The organism is Pyxidicoccus caerfyrddinensis, assembly GCF_010894405.1.
Taxonomy (GTDB): Bacteria; Myxococcota; Myxococcia; order Myxococcales; family Myxococcaceae; genus Myxococcus; species Myxococcus caerfyrddinensis.
In genome coordinates this window covers 491752-514733 of the sequence record NZ_JAAIYA010000005.1, presented here as the reverse complement: position 1 = coordinate 514733, position 22982 = coordinate 491752, and the positions used below count along the sequence as shown (strand labels likewise).

Here is a 22982-nt window from a genome sequence, read left to right as displayed (position 1 = left end):
GCCCTGGCTCGCGGGGCAGGTGCCCACTCATCCGGTCTGCCCCGGTGAGCGGCGCGCCGCGGGGCCCGTGCGAGTCACAGCCGCACGAGCAGCTCGCGGAGGATGGTGAAGCCCTGCCGGAAGTCCTCCAGCCGGGCCTGCTCATTGGGTGCGTGGTAGTACGCCATGTCCCCGAAGCCCGTTATCTGCACGTCGCAGCCCTGGCGCTGCAAGTCGCGCACGAGCGGCAGCGAGCCGGTGAGGGAGAACGGCGTCGGCGCCACGCCGCGCACGTGCTGAATCGCGTCCTTCAGCGCCTGGAGCCCCGGCGAGTCCAGCCGGCAGGCGATGCCCTCCGTGCCGGCGCCCTGGAAGCGGAACGCCAGCGAGCCGCGCTTGCCCGCCGCCGTGCGCGTGCGCGGGAAGCCGGCGAGGACCTCGTCGCGTTCGAGACGCGCATCCAAATCCCTCACGAAGGCCTCCACCGACTGCATCACCTCCTTCAAGTCATAGAAGGGCGTGACGCGGATGTCGCCGCGCAGGGTGATGTCGGCGGGAATCTTCGTCTCCTTGGTGTTGGCGCCTTCCACCACGGTGGCCTTGAGGCTGGACGAGGAGAGGAAGCCCCACTTCTTCTCGTCCTCGGTGGCGGGGTAGCGCGCGTGGAACCAGCGGGCCAGCTCCAGCGACGCGGCCATGGCCAGCTCCAGCGCGTTGACGCAGTTCTGCGGCATGCCCGAGTGCCCGCCCACGCCCGTCACCTTCAGCTCCCAGATGGCGTTGCCGCCGGTGCCCACGTTGGGGCCGAAGTTGGCGCTGTCCAGCCAGTACACCGGCTGCCCGAGCAGGTCCTTCAGTCGCCCCTGCTGCGCCACGTAGCCCAGGCCCAGGCCGGGCAGGTCCGTGGACTCCTCGTTGGAGATGAACACCACCTTCAGCGTGCGGCTCGGGCGCACGTTGCGCTCGGCGAGCTGCGCGAGCAGATCGGTAATCACCGCCACGTGGCCGAGGCAGTCGGTGACGCCGCGCCCGTAGAGCACGCCGCCGGGCCCCTCCCACAGCGCGAAGGGGTTGTGCTCCCAGCCCTCGCCCTTCTCGTCCGCGGGCACGACGTCGAAGTGCGCCCCCACGAAGCCCAGCGTGCCCTCCTCGCCCGTGCCCTTCACGGTGAGCACCAGGCAGGGCCGCGCCTCGTTGCCGGGGCCCGCGAGCGACTCCACCTGGATGAAGCCGGACTTGAGATGTGGGGCGAGCACGTCCAGCACCACCTGCGCGGCGAGCCGCTCCTCGGGCACCATTCCCCCGCCGGGGTTGTTCTGCAGCTTCGGCGTCAGGGCGATGAGCCGCCGGAGCACATCCAGGAAACGGTCCTCACGAAGGGCGAGCGCTTGCATGGCGGCGGATTGGACCGCAGGCCCCCGGAGAAGTCACCGGAAACGACGACGCCGGAGCGCGTGGAGCGCCCCGGCGTCGGTGCCGCGTACGAAGCCGGACGAAGTGGCCGCGTCAGTGCGCGGCGGTGGCCGAGCCGGGCGGCTCGAGCTGCTCCACCTTCTGCTTCACCGCCGGGTCATCCGCCACCGCCAGGCCCAGCGTGAGGTACGAGAGCTGGTGCGCGCGCCCACCGGCGGGCGCCTTCACGTCCACCTCCGTCTCCAGCTGCCGCATGCGGCCCTCCAGCTCGACGATGGTGCGGCTGAGGTCGGCGCGCGTCGGCTCGTCGCGGGTGGCGGCCAGCCGCTCGTGCGCCTTCAGGAGGTTGCCCTCCACCACGACCAGCTGCTGGCGCGCCCGCGTCCCCGAGCCCAGGTCCACCGAGGGCCCCGGCCCGTCCACGCTCAGCTCCAGCCGCGTCAGCTGCCGCCCGAGCTCCCCCGCGGGGAACACGGCGGTGTGGGTGCCCACCAGCTCGCCGATGCCAATGCCCTTGCTCTCGTGCGACTCCACCACGAAGTCCACCGCGTCCCCGGCGATGATGGCCAGCTTCACGGCCTCCTGGTACGGCACCGCCGCGAGCACCACCACCACATCCACCTTGCTCTTCTGGCGCAGCTTGCGCGCCTCGGCCAGCGCGGCCTCCAGCGGCGGGCGCCCCTTCAGCGTGGGCTCTCCAGGCGGCGCGCCCTCGGGCGACACACCCACCACGCCCACCTTCAGGCCGCCGGCCTCCACCACCGTGGACGCCGCGAAGGGCGCCTTGCCGGCCTTGTCCACCAGGTTCGCGGACAGGAGCTTCAGCTTCTTCTTCGGCCCCTGCGCGGCCTTCCGCAGCCACCCCAGCCCCTGGGACAGATCACGGTGTCCCACCGCCATGGCCGTGGTGCCCAGCGCCTCCATCTGCTCCAGCACCAGCTCCGCGCGCTGTGTCACCAGCGGCTCGTCTTGACGCACCGGCTTGCGGAACAGCGCGTTACCCGCATCCAGCAGCACCACCGGCAGGCCGCGCGCTTTTTCCGCGTCCACTGCGGTCTTCCGCCGTGCCAGTCCGCCCTGGGGCTCCTGCTTGCAACCACATGGCGCAATCTCACCCTGGTTGTCTCCGGTGAGCAGCAATACCAGACGCCGCGGCGCAGCATGAGCTTGCACCGCCAACAACAACGCAACGCACAGCATCAGCGGGAGTGGGGCCTTCACGTCGTCTCCTCGAAGGAGCGGGAGCCTAGACGCTCGCGCGCGATTCGCCACTGGGTGGCAGACACCCCATATCGAGTCAAACCCGACTATCCCTGAACCAAATATTACCATTCATTGCGCGCATTGTAATAATTCACGGATTCATATACAAAGCGCCGTCGCTCTCAACCCCCAGAGGATGCCCCGCATGCGTACGCTTTTCGGTAAGGCCGCTGTGACGTTCGGTGCCGTTGCTGCGATGGTCGGCTGTGGTCCCGTGGACGAGTCGGAGATGAATCAGGCCCCGACGGACACGCAGGAGGCGGCCCTCCTCGACCGCTGCGGTAACCCCGACTTCGACGCGCAGTCCGTGGCCGAAATCGAGGCGCGCTTCGAGGCCATCAAGGCCCGCCAGGCGATGAAGGGCAACGTGCAGGCGATGGCGGTGAACATCCCCGTCTACTTCCACGTCATCCGCAGCGCGACTGGCGCCGGTGGCGTGACGGCCACGCAGATCAACAACCAGATTTCCGTCCTCAACGCCGCGTACGGGTCCGCCGGCTTCACCTTCACCCTGGCGGGCACGGACACCACGAACAACGGCACCTGGTACACCTGTACGGGCGGCAGCTGCGAGACGCAGATGAAGAACGCCCTGCGCAAGGGCACCGCGGACGACCTGAACTTCTACACCAACAACATGGGCGGCGGCCTGCTCGGCTGGGCGACCTTCCCCTGGAGCTACGCCAGCAGCCCGAAGCTGGACGGCGTGGTCGTCCTCCAGACCTCGCTGCCCGGCGGCACCGCCACCAACTACAACCAGGGCGACACCGGCACCCACGAGGTCGGTCACTGGATGGGCCTGTACCACACGTTCCAGGGCGGCTGCGCCAGCCCCGGCGACAGCGTGAGCGACACCGCGCCCGAGGCCTCGCCGGCCTCCGGTTGCCCCTCCGGCCGTGACACCTGCTCGGGTGGCGGCGTGGACCCCATCACCAACTTCATGGACTACAGCTACGACTCCTGCATGAACAACTTCAGCGCGGGCCAGAACAGCCGCATGAACAGCATGTGGACCTCGTACCGCCTGGGGAAGTAATCCCGGCCGGGGACAGCTTCAGTCCCTGACATGAACGGCGGGCTCCCACCTGGGGGCTCGCCGTTTTGTTTTTCTGGGAGTGGCGGCGCCGCATGCGAGCGACTGCCCGCCCGTCCGCTCCAGCGTGAGTCCGGGCCCTGGCGCCGGGTGCTCGCCAGTCGCACCTTGCGGGGTGGAACCATGAGTGAACCCCAGCCCAAGAGACGGCCCCGCGTGTTGTTCGTCCAGGACCTCGTTCCCGTGCGGAGCGTGCCCCGGCCGGCCGGGACGCCCCGGGACTCCCAGGTCACCACGATGATGGTGGGCGAGGAGAAGGACACCGGGAGCGAGGCTTGACGCACCGCTGGCATGGCCCGGGTCCGCGAGGTACGCACCCGGGCCAGAGCCCGTCAGGCCTCCCTCGTCCGTATGGGAGGTGAGGCGGGGACAACCCGCGGTGGGAGGGTGCACAGGCACCATGACGACAGAGACTGGGACGGTGGTGCTCGTGGGCTCCCGCGAGGACCTCCACATCAAGGAAGTGGCGCGCCGGCTGGGCGTGGAGGGCGTGGACGCCGTCATCGTGGACACGCTGGCCTTCCCGGACGAGACGCGGGTGTCCCTCACGGAGGACCTGGCGGGCATCATCGTCGACGGGCGCACCGTGGGCCGGCCCGCCGCCGTCTACCTGCGCGGCCTGCACAGCAGCCCCCTGGCCTACCTGGTGGACGCACAGGAGGCCATGGACGAGGACTGGCGTACCACGCTCACCGCCTTCCGCGAGAAGGCCACCCTGCTCAACGGGCTCGTGGCCCGGTGGGAGCAGCTCGGCGTGCCGCTCTACAACCCCGTCTCCAGCGACTGGATGATGACCAAGCCGGTGCAGCTCGCCGCGCTCGAGGCCGCGGGCCTGCCGGTGCCCCGGACGCTGTGGACCAATGACCCGGAAGCCGTGCGCCGCTTCGCCGCGGGAGGGCGCGTGGCCTACAAGCCCGTCACCGGCGGCGCCGCCACGCGCGAGTTGCTGCCCGAGGACCTCACCGACGAGCGGCTCTCCGCGCTGTCCTCCGCGCCCGTCACCTTCCAGGAGTTGCTGCCCGGGGAGGACCTCCGCGTGTACGTGCTGGACGGGGAAATCATCGCCAGCCTGCGCATCGTCACCTCCGCGCTCGACTTCCGTCAGAACGAGGAGCGCCTGGAGCCGGTGGAGTTGCCGCCCGAGGTGGCCCGCGACTGCGTGAAGGCGTGCGAGGTGCTCGGCCTGCGGTGGACGGGGCTGGACTTGAAGCGCGGGCAGGACGGCGTGCTCAAGTTCCTGGAGCTGAACGGCTCCGCCATGTTCCTCGGCTTCGACGCGGGCGGTGGCACGGACATCGCCGGCCACTTCACGCGCGCGCTCGCGAAACACGCGCGGCGGGCGTAGCGCCTACTTCCACAGCACGGCGAGCACGGTGCGCGAGGCCACCCACGCCAGCGCACCGAGCACCACCACCAGCGCCACGGTGAAGGCCAGGGCGCGGTGCGGGCGCGGGTGCATCACCGCGCGCAGCTCATCGGTGAGGGCGGGGTCGGCGTCCAGCTCATCGGGAGGCAGGGGCTTCGGAGGCGTCATGGCTCAGCTCTGCTCCATCTGGTTCTCGACGAGCGTGCGGTAGCGCCCGCCCGGAATGGCCACCAGCTCGTCGTGGGTGCCCTCCTCCACCACGCGGCCCTTGTCGAGGACGACAATCTTGTCCGCGCGGCGCACGGTGGACAGCCGGTGCGCCACCACCACGAGGGTGCGGCCGGCGGCCTCGCGCTGGAGTGCCTCCGTAATCGCGCGCTCCAGCTCCGCGTCCAGGTGGCTGGTGGCCTCGTCGAGGAAGAGCACGCGTGGATTGCGATAAATCGCGCGCGCCAGCTGCAGGCGCTGCTCCTCGCCGCCGGACAGCCGCATGCCGGCCTCGCCAATCTTCGTCTTCAGCCCGTTGGGCAGCGCGAGCAGCGCGTCCAGGCACGCGGTGCGCGCGGCATGCTCCAGGCGCTCCCAATCTGGAGTGTCGTCGCCCAGGGCGATGTTCTCCGCGAGCGTGCCGTCGAAGACGTCGGTCTTCTGGAACACGAAGGACACGGAGCGGCGCAGGGCCGTGGGGTCGAAGGATTCAATCGGCCTGCCGTCGTAGAGCACGCGCCCCTGCTCCGCGCGGTAGAGGCCGTAGAGCACCTGGGTGAGCGTCGTCTTGCCGGCGCCGGAGCGGCCGACAATCGCCGTCATCTTCCCGGCGGGGATTGTGAAGCTCACGTTGTCCAACACGGGCGGGTCGTTGGGCGAGCCGTAGCGGAAGGTGACGTCCTCCAGCTTCAGCTCCGGCGCCTGGGTGAGTGCGCCCGTGCCGGGCACGGTGTCGTCGCGCAGCTCGGGCTCGGCGTCGTAGACGATGTCCACGCGGCGCAGGGAGATGAACACGTCCTGCACCTGGTGGATGAACATGACCAGGTTCTGCATCGGCGCCAGCACCAGGCCGAGGATGGAGAGCGTGGCCACCATCTGCCCCAGCGTGAGCTGGCCGGCGAGCACCAGGTGCGCCTCGTAGACGAGGATGCCCGCGTACACGCCCTGGTTGACGAACATCGCACCGGAGTTGTGGATGGTGTCGTGCAGCCAGATGCGGCGCCCGGCCTCCACCTCGCGCGCCTGGATTTTCTCCCAGCGGGCGCGGGCCTGGCGCTCGGCGCCGCACGCCTTGAGCGTCTGGATGCCGCCGAGCATCTGCATCTCCAGGCGGCTGGCATCCGCGGCGGCGCGGAAGCGCTGGTGGTCCAGCACCGTGCGCCGGGGCATCAGGACCAACGTCCACACCGTGTACACCGCCGCGCCCGTGAGGAAGATGCCGAACACGGTGGCGTCGTACAGGAAGAGCACCACGCCGTAGCCCACCAGCATCACCAGGTCGAGCAGCACGGAGACGGACGCGCCCTGGAGGATGCGGCGGATGCGCTGGTGGTCCTCGATGCGCTGGAGCAGGTCGCCCCGGTGGCGCCGCGCGAAGAAGGACACCGGCAGCGACAGCAGGCGTTTCCAGAACTGCGCCAGCAGCAGCACCGAGTAGCCGCTGGACAGGAGGAAGAGGCCCGCGCCGCGCGCCACCGACACCAGCACCTGGGCCACGAGCAGCACGGCCAGGCCCACGCCCACGGCGGCGAGGAGGGTGACGTTGCGGCCACCCACCGCCTTGTCCACAAGGCCCTGGATGAGGAAGGGCTGCGCGAGCGCGAGGGCCTGGAGGAGCACCGTGGTGAGGAGCACCTGGAAGAGCAGCAGGCGGTAGCGCAGCAGGCCCCGGCCGAAGCGCCTCAGGCCGCCAAGGCGGTGGGAGGCTTCCGGCGTGCCGGGGACTTCCAGCGGGCGGAAGATGGCGTCGGTGGGCTCGAGCGACAGGAGGATGCCATTCCAGTGGTCGCCGAGCCGCGCGCGGGGAATGCGGCGCAGGCCCAGGGCGGGGTCACCGATGATGGCCTCCTTCGGCGTCAGCTTGTAGAGGACGACGTAGTGGTTCTCCTCCCAGTGGATGATGCCGGGGAGCAGGGCCTGGCCTTCCTCGTCGTCGAGGTCGGAGAAGTCCTCCACGTGGAAGCCGCGGGCCTGGAACCCCACCTTCTGGGCGGTGGTGAGCAGGTCCACCATGGAGGTGCCGCTCGTCTGGACGTGGGCCAGTTCCTTCAGTGAGGACAGCTCGTGCCGGGCGCCGTGGTACGCGGAAATCATCTCCAGGCAGGCGGGGCCACAGTCCGCCTCCTCGAGCTGGCGGCGGAGCGGATACGGCTGGAGGGCGACGGCGAGCCGGGAGCGAGGCACGGTCAGTTCGGTATCACGGGAAGGGTGGCGCGTTCATCCCTGATACGGACCGGGCCGCTCATCGTGGCAACGGCACCTCGCGGAGCGTGCGCCTGCTCCGCTGGCTGGCCCTGGCCCCTGTGCGAGCGGCTAGGGCGACGGAGGCGTGGCCGGCTGAGCGGGAGCCACCGCCGCCGCGGGAGCCACCGCCGCCGCCGGCTTCTCCGCAGGCACCGCCGGCTTCTCCGCCACGGGCTTCTCCTCCTTCTGCGGCTCGCCAATCTTCTCCAGGTCCTCGCGGTTGTTCAGCGAGAACCGCACCAGCGCGCGGAGGATGCGGTTGCGCTTCACGTTGCCCAGCACCTCGCGCAGGTCTTCATAGACGGTCGGGTCGCTGATGAGCCCGCCCACCGTCCCATCCCCCTTCGCCACCGTCGCCGTAATCGTCTTCAGATTCGCCGCCGCGCTCCCCAGGTCCGCGAACATCCCTCTCGCGTCGCCATACACGAGCTGGTGCACCGCCCCGTTCGGGCTCTTCTTCGCGTCCTCGATGAGCCCCGCGAGCTGCCCCGCCGCCTCACCCAACTCACTCAGCGCCTTCGCCCCATCCTCACCGTAGATGAGCTGGTGCGCCGTGCCGTCTCCCGCGCGCACCTCGCGCAGGAGCGCCTCCACGTGCCCCATCGCGCCGTCCATCCGCTGCGCCGCCTGGGACGCATTCGCCATCAGCGTGCGCACCTCGCGCCCCGCGCTCTTGTCGTAGATGAGCGCGTGCAGCACGCCGTCGCCCTTCTCCACCTCCTCCAGCAGCGCCCGCAGCGACGCCATGCCCCGCGCCACGTCCTTCGCCAGCGCCGGGTCGGCATACGCATCCACCGCGTCGCGCAGCGACTTGCTGATGGCAATCGAGTTCTCCATCACCCGCCCCGCCCCATTCAGCAGCGCGGAGATGTCCCCTCCCGCCGACGACTTCAGCACCCCACCCGACTCCACCAGCGGCGACGTGGGACTGCCCAGCGAGATGTCCACCGCCTTGTCCCCCAACACGCCCATGCTCGACAGCTGCGCCACCGAGTCCTCGCGCACGCGGTCCGTGTACTTCCGCGACACCTGGAGGTGCACCTCCAGCCGCGCGTCGTTCGGGTCCTGGGAGAAGGTGATGCCCGTCACCTTCCCCACCTTCAGGCCGCCAATCCACACCGGCGACTCCTCGCCCAGCCCCTGCACGTTGGTGAAGAAGGCCCGGTACGTGGCCTGCCGCTCGAAGAGGCGCGACTCCTGGCCGATGAAGAACACCACCACGCCCGCCACCGCCAGGCCCATGGCCACGAAGAGCCCCGCGCGCAGCGCCAGCCGGCGCTCGCCCGAGGCGGAAGGAAACAGGCTCATGACGCGCCTCCAGGGACGAGCTCCGCGCGGCGCGCATCCAGGAAGGCGCGCACCTCCGGCACCGTCGAGCGCCGAATCTCCTCCCTCGTGCCCACCTGCACGATGCGCCGGTTGGCCAGCATCGCCAGCCGGTCTCCCACCGCGAAGGCACTCACCATGTCATGCGTCACGACGATGGAAGTAACGCCGAGCTTCGTCTTCATCGAGTTGATCAATTCGTTGATGGACTGCGTCGTCACGGGGTCCAGTCCGGTGGTGGGCTCGTCCCACAGGATGACCTCCGCGTCCGTGGCGATGGCCCGCGCCAGCCCCACCCGCTTCTTCATGCCGCCCGACAAGTCCGACGGCATCAGGTGCTCCGTGCCCGGCAGATTCACCAGCGCCAGCTTCTCCGCCACGCGCTTTCGCAGCTCGTCCTCGGACATCTCCGGGAAGTGCTCGCGCAGCGGGTACGCCACGTTCTCCCCCACCGTCAGCGAGTCGAAGAGCGCTGACCCCTGGAACACCATGGCCACATGCCGCCGCACCGGAATGAACTGGTCCTCCGTGAAGTGCGTCAACTCATGGCCCTGGAACACGATGCGCCCCGTGTCCGGCCGCAAGAGCCCGATGAGGCACTTGAGCAGCACGCTCTTGCCCGTCCCCGAGCCCCCCATCACCACCAGCGTCTCCCCCGCGCGCACGTCCAATTCCACATCGTCGTAGACGTGCTTGGGGCCAAACGCCTTCGTCAGGTGCTCGAAGTGGATGAGCTGCTCACCCGACGTGGGCTTGTGGAACTCGAAGGTGGAGGGCTCCGGGCGGCGGCGGGCGACTCGCATGGGGCCTCACAGGTACAGCGTCAGCTTGGTGATGAAGAAGTCCGCCAGGCACACCGCGACGGACGTCACCGCCACCGTCTGCGTGGTGGCGCGGCCCACACCCTCCGTGCCGCCCTCCACGGTGAGCCCCTTGAAGCAGCCCACCAGCCCGATGATGACGCCGAACACCGCGCCCTTGAACACGCCGGAGACGAAGTCCTCCAGCAGCACCGCGTCCAGCGCTCCCTGGAAGAACAAGTCGAGCGGCAGCGCGTACTGCAGCTTCACCACCAGCGCGCCGCCCACGAGGCCGACGACGTCCGCGAACACGGTGAGCACCGGCATCACCAGCAGGCACGCCAGCACGCGCGGCACCACCAGCTTGCGCAGCGGGTCCGCGCCCAGCGCGCGGATGGCGTCCACCTGCTCCGTCACCGTCATCGCGCCCAGCTCCGCCGCCATGCCGCTGCCGATGCGCGCGCCCACCGTGAGCGCGGTGAGCACCGGCGCCAGCTCGCGGAACAGCGTGAGCACCACCACGCGCCCCACCGTGTACTGCACGCCGAAGCGCCCCAGGAAGTAACCGAATTGCAATGAGATGACGAGCCCGGCGAACGTCGCCGTGAGCAGCGCAATCGGCAGCGAGCGCACCCCGAGCGACTCGGTGTGGTAGATGAGCGTGCCCCAGTCGTACGGCGGGCGCACCGCGCGGCTGAAGACCTGGCCCGTCATCCGCGCCAGCGAGCCCAGCGACTCCAGGCGCACCTTCGCGCGCGCGACGACGCCCTGCTCCTCCGGCGGTGCCGCGACGCCGGCCTCCACCTCGGGCGTCATTTCGGGCGCTCCGACTCGAAGCCGGCCATCAGCGTCTCGAAGTCCGCCATTCGCTCCTCCGCCTGTCCCGGTGGCGACACGTAGGAGAAGTCGAACACGCAGTTGTCCTTCTTCAGCACCACCAGCTCCAATTGCACCGGTACCCCATCCAGCTTCGCGAGGTAGCGGCTGCGCAGGGCCTCGCGCTCCGCCATGGGGACGAGCTTCGAGGACACCTCCTGCCGCTCCGTGAAGCCCGCGAGCAGGTGGCGGGTGAGCACCGGCAGGGGCGGGTCGTCATGCCCCTCGCAGGTGGCGTTGACGGAGAGCGCGCGGCCGGTGTCCTCCTCGGCGAAGGCCAGGTCGTTGCCCTCCAGCCACACGCGGTGCCACGCGTCCGGCAGCTTGCCCACGCGGTAGCGCACGGCGGGCTTGGTGAGGACCGAGTCCTCGAAGCTCACGCGGTGGCAGCCCGCCAGGGGCGCGACCAGCATGAGTAGCAACATCCACCGCATGGCACCGTTCTTCGTGACGAGCTCCCGGCCCTGTGCGCGATGAGTCATGCGTCAGCGAGGGCCTGCCTGCAAGGTTTTCCGCGTGACGAAACGTCCACTGTCACACCTCGTTCCCATTCCCGCGCTCGCGCCGTCCGCCAGGCCCCCGGTCGGTCGCGACGTCCGGCCGTCCCCGGGGAGTCCCCCACGTCCATGGCGGTTCGCATCTTCCCTCCAGGACCCGGAATGAGAATGCGGAGGCGTGCGAGGAGACGAACCGTCTCCCGCCCTCTCCCTCCTGGAGGAATGCTCCGGGCAAGGAGGACACGATGGATGGCGGACTCGCGGTATTCGGCTTTGGTCTCTTCCTCCTCGGAATCGCCAACCTGTACGCACGCACGTCGTACTGGATGGCGTGGGTGATGCTCGCCCTCTCGCTGGTGTCCATGGGCCTGGCCTTCAGCGAGTCGAAGCGGCTTCGCGAGGTGTCGCTGGGCATGTCCGTGGTGCTGCTCGTGCTGAGCGGCGTGGCCATGGCCACGGGGGTGCCCTGGTGGCTGGCGTTGGGCGCGTTCCTCTTCGCCGTGGCCTACGGCGTGCTGTGGGCGGAGTTCCGCTTCCCCTACTTCGAGCACGTGGGGCCCGAGGAGGCCAAGGCCCACGCCCAGGCGCGACGCTTCCACATGCACTGGCCCTGGCAGCGGCGGCGCGTGACGCCGTGAGGCTTCAGCCGGCGGGAGGCTCGGCGGTGTCGCGCACCGCCACCTGCCCCCCGTGGACGGAGAGCCAGAGCGTGTCCTCCGCCGCGGCGGCGCGCACCAGCGAGCCGTCCGTGGTGGTGAGGAACACCTGCGCGCCGCTCTTCGCCAGGTAGTTCATCAGGTACGCGTTGCGCTCCGGGTCCAGCTCGCTCGACACGTCGTCCAGCAGCAGCAGCGGCAGGAAGCCCATCGCGGCCTCCAGGTTCTCGATTTCGGCGATCTTCCAGCCGAGCACCAGCGCCCGCTGCTGCCCCTGGCTCGCGTACGCCCGCGCGCTGCGCCCGCCCAACGTCACCGACACGTCGTCCGAGTGCGGCCCCACCGACGTGAAGCCCCGGTCCAAATCACGGCGGAGGCGCTCGTTGAGCGACTCGCGCAGCGCCACCGCGAGGGCGGCCTCGTCCGCCGTGGGGAAGTCGCCGCCCAGGTGCGCGGGGTGGTAGCCGTACATGGCCGGGTCCACCGTGCGGCCGATGGAAGCGAAGGTCGCCTGCGCGCGCGGCGCCAGCTCCGCCATCAGTGCCCGCCGCCGCGCGTAGATGCGCGCGCCGGCCTTGGCCAGCGTCTCGTCGTAGGCCTCCAGGTAGGCGGCCTCCACGGAGTGGCCATCGCGCAAGAGGCGGTTGCGGTTCTTCAGCGCGCGCGCGTACTCGCGGCTCTCGCGGAGGAAGGCCGGGAAGCGGTTGAACACCGCGCGGTCCAGGAAGGCGCGGCGCGCGTCCGGGCCGCCCTTCACGACCTCGAGGTCGTCCGGGGTGAAGGCCACCACGGAGACGCCGCCGAAGTACTCCTCCAGGCTGGACGCCTTCTTCCCGTCCACGAAGGCCTGGCGCGTGCCGCCGCCCACCTCGACGGAGATTTCACGCTCCGCTCCCTTGAGGAGGAAGCGGCCCGTCACGCGCGCGCCCTGCGAGCCCCAGCGCACCAATTCCGACAGGCGGCCCGCGCGCAGCGGCTTCAGGGTGGCCAGGAAGTAGAGCGCCTCCAGCAGGTTCGTCTTGCCCTGCCCGTTCTGCCCCACCGCAATCGTGGCGTGGGGGCTGGGCGAGAGCTGGACCTGGGGGAGGTTTCGGAAGTCCTGGACTTGGAGCGCAAGGAGGCGCACGGCCTCCTCCGTATAACCTCCCGCGCGCCCCGGCGGGGACCTATCTCGCCTCCGTCGCGAGCCGGTAGACGAAGCCCGTCCGGGTGAAGAGGAGGAGGGCTTGCGTGCCCGCCTCGGTCACCACCTCGATGCGCGCGCCCTTCAGGTCGTCTTCCCGCAGGCCCGGGGGCAGCACCAGCTGCCCCCAGCCCAGGAGCCCCTCCTGGCCGTCGGCGCGCGTGGTTTTCAGCGTGCGGTAGACGTGCTTCTCGCCCAGGGCCATCGGCCAGCCATCGAGCGACGCGTAGTCCACCGCGAGGTCCTGCTCGGGCAGCGGCTGCGTCAGGGGAACGCCCGAGGGCAGCCGCAGCACCTGGCCGTCGCGCAGGCCCACGCGCCCGTAGGTGGTGGCCGTCCCCGCCTGGCGTCCCCACACCTCCACCGGCTCGCCGTCGCCCAACGGCAGCGGGGTGACGCTCCACTGGCCTTCGGCGGACTGCAGGTACTCGAAGAGGCTGCGCCCGGTGGACAGCCAGCCGCGCACCCTGGGCCCGGTGGTACTGGCCGCGCTCACCGTCCTGTCGCGCGCCAGCGAGCGGATGGGGAAGCCCGGGTCCGGCGTGAGGCGGGGCAGCAGGCCCGGCTGCGCGCCCGGCTCGGCCTCCAGCTTCGCGCTGTCCAGCACGTAGAGCTGGTCGTTCGCGGTCAGCACCAGCGACGCCCCCAGTGTCCCGGAGGCGGGGACGCCCTGCCCCAGGAACGGCCCAGAGGCCGGCGCGCCATTGGGTGCCAGAAGCTGCGGCCCGTAGCTGTTGCCGAGCGACGCGTCCTTCGGGCTGACCTTCACGAGCTGGCCCGACTCCAGCACCACCCAGCCCTGGGCCCCGCGCACCAGCGCCGCCAGCCGGGCCTGCTCCGCGGAGGCGCCCTCTCCCTGCCGGCGGTCCACCGCCGTCAGCCCCTCCGGCTCGCCGACGCTCTGGTTGAAGCGCAGCGCGAGGAAGTCCGGGGTGAGCGCGACGAGGGTGTCGCCCAGGACGGGCACTGTCAGGATGCCCACCTCCAGGGGCGCGCGGTCCAGGAAGACGGGGCGCAGGGTGCTCAGCGAGCGGCCCTTCCAGAGCTGCCCGTGCATGCCTCCCATGGCCAGCCCCGCCCCGAGCGAGTCGTCCACCGCGCCTGGCGTCACGCGCCGCTTCTCGCCGTCGAGGGTGGTGGCGATTTCAGAGAGGTCCATCGGCGCGTCCAGCGGCTGGCGCAGGCAGGTGTTCGCGGGAGACGTCACCGACGCGCCCACCACGCGGAAGAGGGCGCGTGGGCCCAGCTCCGACTCGCACAGCACCTCCACGCCCACCGCTCCGTCCGACACGGGGGTGAAGGTGACGAGGTGGCCGTTGGCGCACGGCGCGCAGTCGTCCCAGGCGCGCTCCATGCGCGGTCCCTGCGACGTGCGCCGCAGCGTCCAGGTGCTGAGCACGTCGACTGTCTTCGCGCCGCTGCTGGCGGAGTCGCGCACGTAGCGGCGCAGGCCCCACACGCTGACGCCCTCGCCGTGGCGCAGGAGCGGCGTGCCAGGGACTGCCAGGCCCTCGCTCGACACCGGGTCGTCCGGGTTGAGCACCTGCCACGTGTCACCGCCGGGCGTGCTCCCCGGCTTGCGCCAGAAGAAGAAGTCGCGCGTCACCGTCACCGGCACCAGCACGTCCCCGTCCGGGCTGCTCCGGTTGAGGGTCAGGTCACTGACGGGGACGGGCCTTGCGTCCAGGATGGGCAGCACCGTGGCGCTCCCGGGGCAGCCGGGCAGCACGCTTCCCGGCACGCACACGCCGCCGTCCGTCTGCACGCCGAAGCCGCCAGGGAAGTCCGTGTACGTGCCGGTGGCGACGTCCACCTCGCCGGCCAGTCCTCCCGTGCGCAGCACCAGCAGGCTGGAGCCCCCGTCCGGCAGCGTCGCGGCGCGCAGCGCCCGGGTGTCCTTCACCGGGGGCTGCACTTCATTCGTCGTGGTGAGCCCTCCGGCCCCGGACTCCAGCGTGCCCAGCAGGAGTGACTCGCTCCGCTGGCCCTCGAGCCCCACCGACACAGTGTGGAGCGCCACCCGCCCCCCCGCGAAGGCGGCACGCTCCACCGGGAGGGCTCCCACCAGGCGCGCGGAAAAGCCGTTGGTGGAGAGGACGGTGTCGTTGCCCTGACCCACGAGGATGCGGCCCTCGCGCGGGTCCGAGGCCACGAACCGGGCCTCGCCGGTGAGCAGCTTCGGGTAGAGCAACGTGGAGACGGACGTATCGGGCACGGGGCCCATCGCGGCCGCTTCCGGCACGTCCTCGTGGCAGCGGCTGTCGATGCCGCAGCGCCAGCCGGATGCGCACGCGGTGTCTCGCACTTCCTCCGCCTGCGCGTAGTCACACGGGAAGGAATTGCCCTCCTCCACCTTCAGCCCACCCGAGCACGCCCCCGTCACGGTGAGCGCGCCCACGACGGCGATGATGCCCAGCAGGCTCGTGCGCGCGCTCATGGCAGCACCCCCGCCACCGCGAACCCATTCGTGGAGGGCACCAGCGCCACGCGCGGTCCACCCTCGGGCGGTGGCATCAGCCACAGCCCCGCGCCCACCAGCAGCGCGCCCGCGGCCATCGCCCCCACCGCCACCGTCTTGTCGCGGCCCAGCTTGCGGTCCTGCTCCTGGTAGTACGACAGCTGGCGCAAGTTCTGTCCCGCGCACTGCCCGCCACCACCGGGGCACAGCTCGTCGTTGAGCACCTTCTGCCTCGACAAAGCGATGAGGCCGTACACGCCACCGCCCAGCACCGCCGCGCCGCCTCCCGCCAGCAGCGAGTACGGCAGCACGCGCGAGGCCGGCGGAGGAAGGGGCGAGCCGCTCGCCTCCGCCACCGCCCAGGGCACCACCTGCCGCAGTGTCTCCACGTCGCGCGCCAGCCGCGTGCTGCGCCCCACCGTGCGGCTCTTCACCGTGTCGAGCACCTGGAGCGACAGCTCATACGTGGAGCCCAGCTTCGACAGCGAGCCCGTCATCACGTAGCGCGCGCCCAGCACGCCGCCCAGGTCCGAGGCACACGCGGACGCGTCCTGGTCACACGCGCCCAGCAGCTGGCGCTGCCGCTCCGTGGTCAGCAGCGTCTGCACGTCGCGGCGGGAGAGCACCTGGAAGAGGTTGCGCTCCGTGAGCGTCTGCACCACCGCGTCCGTGAGCGCCGCCGCGTCGTTGGCCTCCGCGCCCTGCGCCACCAGGTCGGACACCAGCAGTCGCGGCTTGTCGCCCTGCGCGGCCACCGAAGCGCCTGCTCCGGCCGGAGGTGGCGGCATCGGTAGACTTCCGCCCGCCTGCGCGAGGGCGGTCAGCCCCCACAGTCCCACGAGGACTCCCACTGTCGCGCGCACGGCCCCTCCCTCTCGCACCGCCACCCGAGGACTTCCGGCGGCGGCACCCTGGAGCCGGGCATGTTAGCGGGAAGTCCCGGGGGCCGCTGGCCCGCGCTTCAGCGGACCTCTTCGATGACGGGCTCCATCAGCACTTCCGAAGTGATGCTCTGGCCGATGAAGCAATACTTGTGGGCCTTCTCGAACATCTCCCGCACCTTCGCCGCGTCCGTCCCCGGCGCGACGCGAATGGTGGGCGCCAGGCGGACCTTCGTCACGCGCGTCACCTTGTCCACCGTGTCGAGCGACACCGTCACGTGGTCCTCGTAGCCGCGCACGTCCAGGCGCACCTTCTTCGCCAGCGCCAGGAAGGTGAGCATGTGGCACGTGCCCAGCGAGGCGCCGAACAGGTCCTCCGGATTCCAGCGCGAGTCATTGCCGGAGTACGACGACGCGGCGCTCACCGCGATGTCCTGCTTGCCCGCGGTGCTGGCCACCGCGTCCCGGGAGAACTCGGAGGCCGTGGAGCCCTCCCAGCGAAGCTGCAGCGGAAACTCGTGCAAGGTCTACCTCCGTGAAGCGGGAAACGTCGCGGGCAGCTTATGCCGCGCGGGAGGGCTTCACGGGATTCTCGCGGTGACGCTCTGTCAGGAGCCGGCGGACTGGAGCGCCTGCACCGGGGCCTCGGCGGGCTGGAGCGGCAGGTCCACGATGAAGGTGGCGCCCTCGCCCGGCTGGCTCTCCACGCGGATGGTGCCCTCCATGGCCTCGACGAGCGTGCGCACCACGTACAGCCCCAGGCCCAGGCCGCCGTAGTGCCGCTCGGACACGGCGCGCTCGAACTTCTGGAAGATGCGCGCGTGCGCCGCCGCGTCGATGCCGATGCCCTCGTCGCGCACCCACAGCCGCGCGCGCCCGTCCACTTCCTCCACGTGGACGTGCACGGGCCGGCCCGCGCCGTACTTGAGCGCGTTGGACAGGAGGTTGGACACCACCTGCTCCATCCGCAGCCGGTCCCAGCTCCCCACGCACGGAGCCGACGGCCGCACATCCAGCTCGCTCCCGGACCGCTCCGCCTCCGGCACGAAGCGCGCCACCATCTCCTGCACCAGCGCCGCCAGGTCCACCGGCTCGCGGTGGATGCGCAGCCGTCCGGTGCTGATGCGCGACACGTCCAGCAGGCCGTCGATGAGCTCCGCCAGCCGCGTCACCTGCCGCTTCATCGCCGCCACCTCGCGACCGTGCCGCCGCGACACCGCGGAGTCCGGGTCCGCGTCGATGGCGCGCGACAGCGCATGCAGCCGCAGCCCCAGCGACGTCAGCGGCGTCTTCAGCTCATGGCTGGCCACGGACAGGAACTCGTCGCGCGCGCGGATGGCTTCCTGGAGGTGCCGCTCCACCGTCTTCAGGCGGGTGATGTCCTGCAAGGGCATCACCACCGAGGCGGGGTGCCCGTGCATGGCGGGCAGCAACTCCGAGGAGATGCTGAGCACGAACTCGCCCGACTGCGTGTGCCAGATGACCTCCAACCCCTCCAGCTTCTCGCCCCGGGCCGCGCGCGCGGCGGGCATCTCCTCCCTGTCGAGGCGCCGCCCCTTCAGGTCCGTGACGTGGAAGACCTCCGAGTCCTCCGCCGAGGGCATGTCCCTGGAGACGAACTGGCCGTGCAGCCGGTCCGCCGCCGCGTTGGAGGAGGTGAGCTCCCCGGTGCGCGGGTCCACCATCACCACCGGTAGGGGCATCAGGTCGAGCACCGCCTCCAGCCACATGTGCTGACTCTCCACCGCCTGCCGCGCCAGCACCTGCTCCGTCACCTCGAAGGCGAACGTCACCAGGCCGTCCACCCGGCCGCGCTCGTCCCGGAGCGGCTCGTAGATGATGTTCCAGTACTTCGTCTCCACGCGGCCCTCGCCCGCGTAGTCGACCGCCAGGGGCAGCTCGTTGGCGATGGCCCGTTCACCGGACTCCAGCACGGTGCGGTGGAGTGACAGCACGTCGGGCGACACATCCGGGATGGCCTCCGTCAGCGTGCGGCCCACCATCTCCCGTCCGCCCATCAACCGCCGTTGGAGCGGATTGACGAACGCGTAGCGCAGCTCGGCGCCTTGCAGGACGCTGATGGCCACGGGGGCCTGGGTGAAGAGCTGGTGCAGCTTGTTGCGCTCCGCCTGCTCCGCCTCGCGCGCCGCCAGCTCCGCCGTCACGTCCTTGTAGGCAATCGCGATGTGGGTGGCCTCGCCGCCATTGGGTGCCAGCGGGAAGCAGTGGCAGGAGATGGCGATGCGATTGGCCACCTCCACGTGGACGTGCTCCAGCTCCCGCACGTCGTACCAGAAGACCGGCGTCTGCACCGTCTCGCCCGCGAAGGCGCGCCGGATGTACGCGAGGAACCCGAGCCGCTCTAGCAGCTCGTCATGGAAGAGGTCGTACTCGGGCGGCGGCTCCGCGCCGAACATCTTCCGGTAGGCGGGGTTGATGAGCAGGCAGTGGCCGTCCGCCGTGAAGATGGAGTACGGCACGGGCGAGTGGGTGAAGAGGCCCTCCAGCAGCGCGAGCGGGTCCGGCACGGAGGCAAGCTGCTCGCGCAACGGCCTGGTCCCGGAGGACGTGCGCGCGGGACGCCCAGGGCTGGCCCTGCTCCGACCCGTGCCCCGCTTCTGTCCCCGACCGTTGTGCGTCTTCGCCACCGGCCATGGCGTACCAGAGCCGGAGGCCCCCTGCCCAGCCCGGGTAGCCTGGGACACTGGCGCCCGCCCGCTGGTCGCGCTGCGGGCTGCCCCTCCTGTGGGGTGGCCGTTTCACAACGCCGTGCGTCGCGGAGACGGTGTCGGGAGGGCTGTCGCCCAGGGGAGCGCATGCCAGGATGCGCGGGCCATGGCGGAGCCCCTCAAGACCTTCTTCAACGCCCGGCTCGTCGAGCGCCTCGCGGCGGCGCTGCACGGAGCCCACCCTTCGTTCCCCCGCGCGGCCTTCGTCCGCGAGGCCACCACCGGACTGGAGGGGCACGAGCTGCTCGGGCGCGCGCGACACCTCTCCGGCGCGATGCAGCGCGCGCTGCCCCGGGACTACCCGAGCGCGGTGGACGTGCTGGTGCGCTCGCTGGGGCCGGAGCTGGAGCGGACGGAGGGCTCGGGCATGGAGGTGTTCTTCTACCTGCCCCACGTGCTGTTCGTGGCCGAGCACGGCCTGGAGCACTTCGAGGAGTCCCTGCGCGCGCAGTACGCGCTCACCCGGCGCTTCACCGCGGAGTTCTCCATCCGCACGTACCTGGAGCGCCACCCGGAGAAGACGCTGGCGCGCCTGCGCGAGTGGGCGGCGGATGAGAATGTGCACGTGCGGCGGCTCGTGTCGGAGGGCACGCGGCCCCGGCTGCCGTGGGCGCCCCGGCTGCGCGCCTTCCAGAAAGACCCGCGGCCGGTGCTGGCGCTGCTGGAGCTGCTGAAGGACGACCCGGAGCTGTATGTGCGCCGCTCGGTGGCCAACAACCTCAACGACATCGGCAAGGACCACCCGGACGTGCTGGTGCGGGTGGCGAAGGCGTGGATGAAGGACGCGCCGCCGGAGCGCGAGTGGCTCGTCCGTCACGCGCTGCGCTCCGCCATCAAGCGCGGAGAGCCCGCGGCGCTGGAGGTGCTCGGCGCGCGCAAGCCGTCCGGCATCGAGGTGCGCGCGACGGTGCTGCCGAAGCGCGCCTCGGTGGGCGGCACGGTGGACGTCCGCTTCGAGGTCGCCAACCGCTCGAAGAAGAGTCAGGCGCTGGTGGTGGACCTCGCGGTGTACTTCCAGAAGGCGAGCGGCGAGGCGCGGCCCAAGGTGTTCAAGGTCCGCGCGCTCACGCTGGAGCCCGGCCAGGTGGAGGAGGTGGGCAAGCGCGTCTCCTTCGCACAGCTCACCACGCGCAAGCACTACCCCGGCCCGCACCGGTTCGAGGCCTTCGTGAATGGCCAGGGCCTGCCGCTGGGCACTGTGGACGTCACCGGGTGAAGCCCCGCCCGTGGGCACACACGGGGCGCACATTCGGGCTTTCGCGCGGGCACCCATGTGGTTACAAGCAGTGCCACGGATGCACGTCCAGGTCGTCAGGCTCGAGAAGGGAGCGGAGGGTCCGCGCGTCGCGCTGAAGACGCCGGGCGGGGTCATCTGGGCCTACTGGCGCGGAGACCCGCCCTCGCGCGGGCAGTTCACCGACGTGGAGCTGGCCGTCACCCGGGTGCTCACCTGGGGCGAGGAGCTGGAGCCGATATCCGAGGCCTCTGCCGGTGAGCCCACGCTGGGCGTCCTCGACGGGACGCTCGAAGTGGTGGACGAGGAGGGCACCGTGACACTGCTCGTGGGCCCCTCGCTGGTCATCCTCTCCGCGAAGGGCACCCCGCCCGCGCCCGGCACCCGCGTGCGGCTGCGCAACTGCGAGATTGCCGCGTACCCGACGCACCTGTAGCCGGATGCCCGCGGCTCAGCGCGGGCCCAGGGTCTTCACCAGCTTGTTGTAGACGCCCATCACCAGCAGTGGCGTCGCCCACAGGCCCACGAAGCGGGCCGGGCGCTCGCGGCCGCCAAGCTCCAGGCCGAGTGACACCGCCATCGAGCAGAAGCTGGCGAAGAGGAACACGTGTGACGGCACCTTGGCCGTCTGCTGTTCCAGCAGGCGGGTGAACGAGCCTTCGAGGTGCTCGGCCCGCACCACCGGAGGCGCCGCGTACTCCTTCTCTGAAACCTCACTCGCCGGATTGACGTCCATCCCCATGCTCCCTCCCTGAGCGGGCAGGCAGGCCCGCCTCGAATTGAAGACCCTCTGTCCGGAGCGCGGCCGCGCCATGCAGCCGGGCAGAGCGGTCCCCATCATGGTGGGGCCGAGCACGGGAAAGGGCGAGATGGCGAGCGAGTCGACGGACATCGAGAGCACTCAGGCAGCCGACCTCCTGCTCCCCGAGCATGGCGCGGGGCCGCTGCTCCAGCGCGACTACTGGGCGGTCATCAAGGACTGCCAGCACTCGCCATCCACCCTCATGGACTGGGTGGCGCGCCGCTTCGCGGAGTTCGCGCCCTCGGAGTTGTGTGTCTTCAAACACGAGGACGCATCGCGCGAGGGCGAGCCGCTGCAGTTGGGCGACGAGCTGTCGGTGAAGATTCAAGGCGCGGGGACCTTTGGCGTGCGTGTCATCCACAAGGACGCGCAGAGCCTCACGCTCGCCACCCTGCCGGGCCACCCGGAGGCGGGCCGCATCACCTTCGGGGCGTACCGCAACGAGCACGGCGACGTCATCTTCCACATCCGCAGCCGGGCGCGTTCCGGCTCGACGTTCCACTACGTGGGGTTCGTCACCGCGGGCGAGGCCATGCAGACCAACACCTGGACGGAGTTCGTGCTGCGCGCCGCCGTCACCGCCGGAGAGGGCGTCGTGGGCGTCATCCACGCCGACACCACCGAGCTGGAGGAAGAGCCCGACGGTGCGGACCCGGAGCACGACCCGACGTTCATCGCAAAGGGAGACTAGGCACATGATTGAGTGGCGGTGGCTCTCCGGTTGGACCGAAGAGGAGCTGGTGCCCCGGCTGGACGAGGCCCGCACGCAGGGCCGCAACTACACCGCGGGCGCGGGCGAGATGACGCTGGAGACGGGCTGGAGCCAGGTGCACTCCGTGGGCCTGCTGGGCCACGAGCTGCCCGGGCCGCCCCAGTCCGACGGCATCTTCGAGCGCGCGCGGAAGGTGCTGGAGACCTTCGACTTCTCCGACCCGCGCATCGTCCGCTGGCACTTCTCCGCCGACGAGCCGATGCGGGGCCGCACCGTGCTGCTGGAGCTGAAGTCGCTGGGACAGAAGCTGCGCTACCTGTGCGCGGTGCGCGTGGGCGGCACGCGCCTGGAGCATGGCGAGAAGTGCAGCGTCTACGGCTTCAGCTTCGAGACGCTGGACGGCCACATCGAGGCGGGACGCGAGTGGTTCCTGCTGAAGAAGGACCACCAGACGGGCGAGGTGCGCTTCCACATCGAGGCGGCCTGGCGCCCGGGTGAGTTCCCCAACTGGTGGAGCCGCGTGGGCTTCGCCCTGGTGGGGCGGCGCTACCAGCGCGCGTGGCACCGGCTGACCCACGTGCGCCTGCGCGAGCTGACGCGGCGGCGCCCGGACCTGGTGGGGCAGCCGGCGAGCTCGGGGCAGATAGAGCACTCCGGCCACGAGTTGGAGCTGGGGCCCGTGCAGTTCTTCGCGCAAATCGCGCCCGGGCGACAGAAGACGCAGGTGGACGAGGAGGTAGAAGCCGTGCATCGAGGACAATGGTTGACTCCCCTGGGGTTGGGTGTGCTGGCGGGGATGCGGAGCATGAGCGCTCCCACGCTGGTGAGCCGGCGGCTGTCGCAGGCGCCGGGGCCGAGGACGGACCCACTGGCGGAAGCGCTGTCGAAGCCGTGGGTGCCCAAGGTGCTGGGCGTGCTCGCGCTGGGTGAGTTGGTGGCTGACAAGCTGCCGACGACACCGGCGCGCGTGAAGTTCCTGCCCATGGCGGGCCGGGTGCTCACGGGCGTGCTGGCCGCGGCCTCGTCCGTGTCGGGCCAGAAGCGGAGCGTGATGGCGCTGGCGGGAGTGCTGGGCGGCGCGGCGGCGGTGGCGTCGACCTGGGCGTTCTATTCGCTGCGCAAGGTGGCCACGACGCGCTTCAAGGTGCCCAAGGTGGCGGCGGCCTTCACCGAGGACGCCCTGGTGGCGGCACTGGCCTCGCGGCTGATGCCGCTGGTGGAAGCACGCGCGGAGTGAGGAGCGGGCGCCACGGATGGGAGGGT

At 70.8% G+C, this 22982-nt stretch carries 22 protein-coding genes; 8 read left to right on the top strand and 14 right to left on the bottom strand.

Going from position 1 to position 22982, the window contains the following annotated elements; genetic code table 11:
• Positions 1–74: 74 nt before the first annotated feature.
• A complete protein-coding gene (locus G4D86_RS14930) occupies positions 75–1373 on the bottom strand; it encodes a M20/M25/M40 family metallo-hydrolase (RefSeq protein ID WP_163993991.1) in 1299 nt (432 codons plus the stop codon).
• Positions 1374–1485: 112 nt separating this feature from the next.
• A complete protein-coding gene (locus G4D86_RS14925) occupies positions 1486–2613 on the bottom strand; it encodes a bifunctional UDP-sugar hydrolase/5'-nucleotidase (RefSeq protein WP_338050604.1) in 1128 nt (375 codons plus the stop codon).
• A 187-nt stretch (positions 2614–2800) separates the two neighbouring features.
• Between G4D86_RS14925 and G4D86_RS14920 the strand changes: the two genes are divergently transcribed.
• From G4D86_RS14920 to G4D86_RS14910, 3 genes are all read left to right on the top strand, one after another.
• Positions 2801–3691, top strand: a complete 891-nt coding sequence (locus G4D86_RS14920; protein ID WP_240360252.1) for a zinc metalloprotease — start codon at positions 2801–2803, stop codon at positions 3689–3691.
• A gap of 180 nt (positions 3692–3871) precedes the next feature.
• Positions 3872–4027: a hypothetical protein gene (locus G4D86_RS14915; protein ID WP_163993987.1), complete on the top strand. Its 156-nt coding sequence runs from the start codon at positions 3872–3874 to the stop codon at positions 4025–4027.
• Between the two features lie 121 nt (positions 4028–4148).
• Positions 4149–5093, top strand: coding sequence for an ATP-grasp domain-containing protein (locus G4D86_RS14910; protein ID WP_163993985.1), 945 nt, complete (start codon positions 4149–4151; stop codon positions 5091–5093).
• A gap of 3 nt (positions 5094–5096) precedes the next feature.
• Here the strand turns inward: G4D86_RS14910 and G4D86_RS14905 are convergent, their stop codons facing one another.
• From G4D86_RS14905 to G4D86_RS14880, 6 genes are all read right to left on the bottom strand, one after another.
• Positions 5097–5282 carry a hypothetical protein gene (locus G4D86_RS14905; RefSeq protein WP_163993983.1) on the bottom strand — a complete coding sequence of 62 codons (186 nt, stop codon included), beginning with the start codon at positions 5280–5282 and terminating at the stop codon, positions 5097–5099.
• Positions 5283–5285: 3 nt separating this feature from the next.
• Complete coding sequence (locus tag G4D86_RS14900; RefSeq protein WP_163993981.1) at positions 5286–7505, bottom strand: peptidase domain-containing ABC transporter; 2220 nt, start codon at positions 7503–7505, stop codon at positions 5286–5288.
• A 129-nt stretch (positions 7506–7634) separates the two neighbouring features.
• Positions 7635–8873, bottom strand: coding sequence for an MlaD family protein (locus G4D86_RS14895; protein ID WP_163993979.1), 1239 nt, complete (start codon positions 8871–8873; stop codon positions 7635–7637).
• Positions 8870–9694, bottom strand: coding sequence for an ABC transporter ATP-binding protein (locus tag G4D86_RS14890; protein WP_163993977.1), 825 nt, complete (start codon positions 9692–9694; stop codon positions 8870–8872). The genes G4D86_RS14895 and G4D86_RS14890 overlap by 4 nt, the downstream gene beginning before the upstream one ends.
• Positions 9695–9700: 6 nt before the next feature.
• Complete coding sequence (locus tag G4D86_RS14885) at positions 9701–10507, bottom strand: MlaE family ABC transporter permease (RefSeq protein ID WP_163993975.1); 807 nt, start codon at positions 10505–10507, stop codon at positions 9701–9703.
• Positions 10504–11049: a hypothetical protein gene (locus G4D86_RS14880; protein ID WP_163993973.1), complete on the bottom strand. Its 546-nt coding sequence runs from the start codon at positions 11047–11049 to the stop codon at positions 10504–10506. The genes G4D86_RS14885 and G4D86_RS14880 overlap by 4 nt, the downstream gene beginning before the upstream one ends.
• A 260-nt stretch (positions 11050–11309) precedes the next feature.
• On the opposite strand from G4D86_RS14880, the gene G4D86_RS14875 reads away from it, so the two are divergent.
• Entirely contained in the window at positions 11310–11702 is a 393-nt protein-coding gene (locus tag G4D86_RS14875; RefSeq protein WP_163993971.1) for a hypothetical protein, read from the top strand.
• Between the two features lie 4 nt (positions 11703–11706).
• Here the strand turns inward: G4D86_RS14875 and recF are convergent, their stop codons facing one another.
• The 5 genes from recF to G4D86_RS14850 form a co-directional block, all read right to left on the bottom strand.
• Positions 11707–12846 carry a DNA replication/repair protein RecF gene (recF, locus tag G4D86_RS14870; RefSeq protein ID WP_163993969.1) on the bottom strand — a complete coding sequence of 380 codons (1140 nt, stop codon included), beginning with the start codon at positions 12844–12846 and terminating at the stop codon, positions 11707–11709.
• Between the two features lie 40 nt (positions 12847–12886).
• Positions 12887–15340, bottom strand: a complete 2454-nt coding sequence (locus G4D86_RS14865; RefSeq protein ID WP_163993967.1) for a hypothetical protein — start codon at positions 15338–15340, stop codon at positions 12887–12889.
• Complete coding sequence (locus G4D86_RS14860; protein ID WP_163993965.1) at positions 15337–16224, bottom strand: CsgG/HfaB family protein; 888 nt, start codon at positions 16222–16224, stop codon at positions 15337–15339. The genes G4D86_RS14865 and G4D86_RS14860 overlap by 4 nt, the downstream gene beginning before the upstream one ends.
• 98 nt (positions 16225–16322) lie before the next feature.
• Positions 16323–16766 (bottom strand): OsmC family protein, encoded by a 444-nt coding sequence (locus G4D86_RS14855; RefSeq protein ID WP_163993963.1) that lies wholly within the window; start codon positions 16764–16766, stop codon positions 16323–16325.
• Between the two features lie 84 nt (positions 16767–16850).
• Entirely contained in the window at positions 16851–18791 is a 1941-nt protein-coding gene (locus G4D86_RS14850; protein WP_240360251.1) for a sensor histidine kinase, read from the bottom strand.
• A gap of 286 nt (positions 18792–19077) precedes the next feature.
• Between G4D86_RS14850 and G4D86_RS14845 the strand changes: the two genes are divergently transcribed.
• On the top strand, positions 19078–20187 hold the full coding sequence (locus G4D86_RS14845) for a DNA alkylation repair protein (protein WP_163993961.1): 1110 nt from the start codon (positions 19078–19080) through the stop codon (positions 20185–20187).
• Positions 20188–20266: 79 nt separating this feature from the next.
• A complete protein-coding gene (locus G4D86_RS14840) occupies positions 20267–20641 on the top strand; it encodes a hypothetical protein (RefSeq protein ID WP_163993959.1) in 375 nt (124 codons plus the stop codon).
• A gap of 15 nt (positions 20642–20656) precedes the next feature.
• On the opposite strand, the gene G4D86_RS14835 is transcribed toward G4D86_RS14840, so the two are convergent.
• On the bottom strand, positions 20657–20941 hold the full coding sequence (locus G4D86_RS14835; protein ID WP_240360250.1) for a hypothetical protein: 285 nt from the start codon (positions 20939–20941) through the stop codon (positions 20657–20659).
• 76 nt (positions 20942–21017) lie between these two features.
• On the opposite strand from G4D86_RS14835, the gene G4D86_RS14830 reads away from it, so the two are divergent.
• Entirely contained in the window at positions 21018–21698 is a 681-nt protein-coding gene (locus G4D86_RS14830; RefSeq protein ID WP_240360249.1) for a DUF1990 family protein, read from the top strand.
• Between the two features lie 4 nt (positions 21699–21702).
• Complete coding sequence (locus G4D86_RS14825; RefSeq protein ID WP_163993955.1) at positions 21703–22956, top strand: DUF1990 family protein; 1254 nt, start codon at positions 21703–21705, stop codon at positions 22954–22956.
• The last annotated feature ends 26 nt before the right edge of the window (positions 22957–22982 follow it).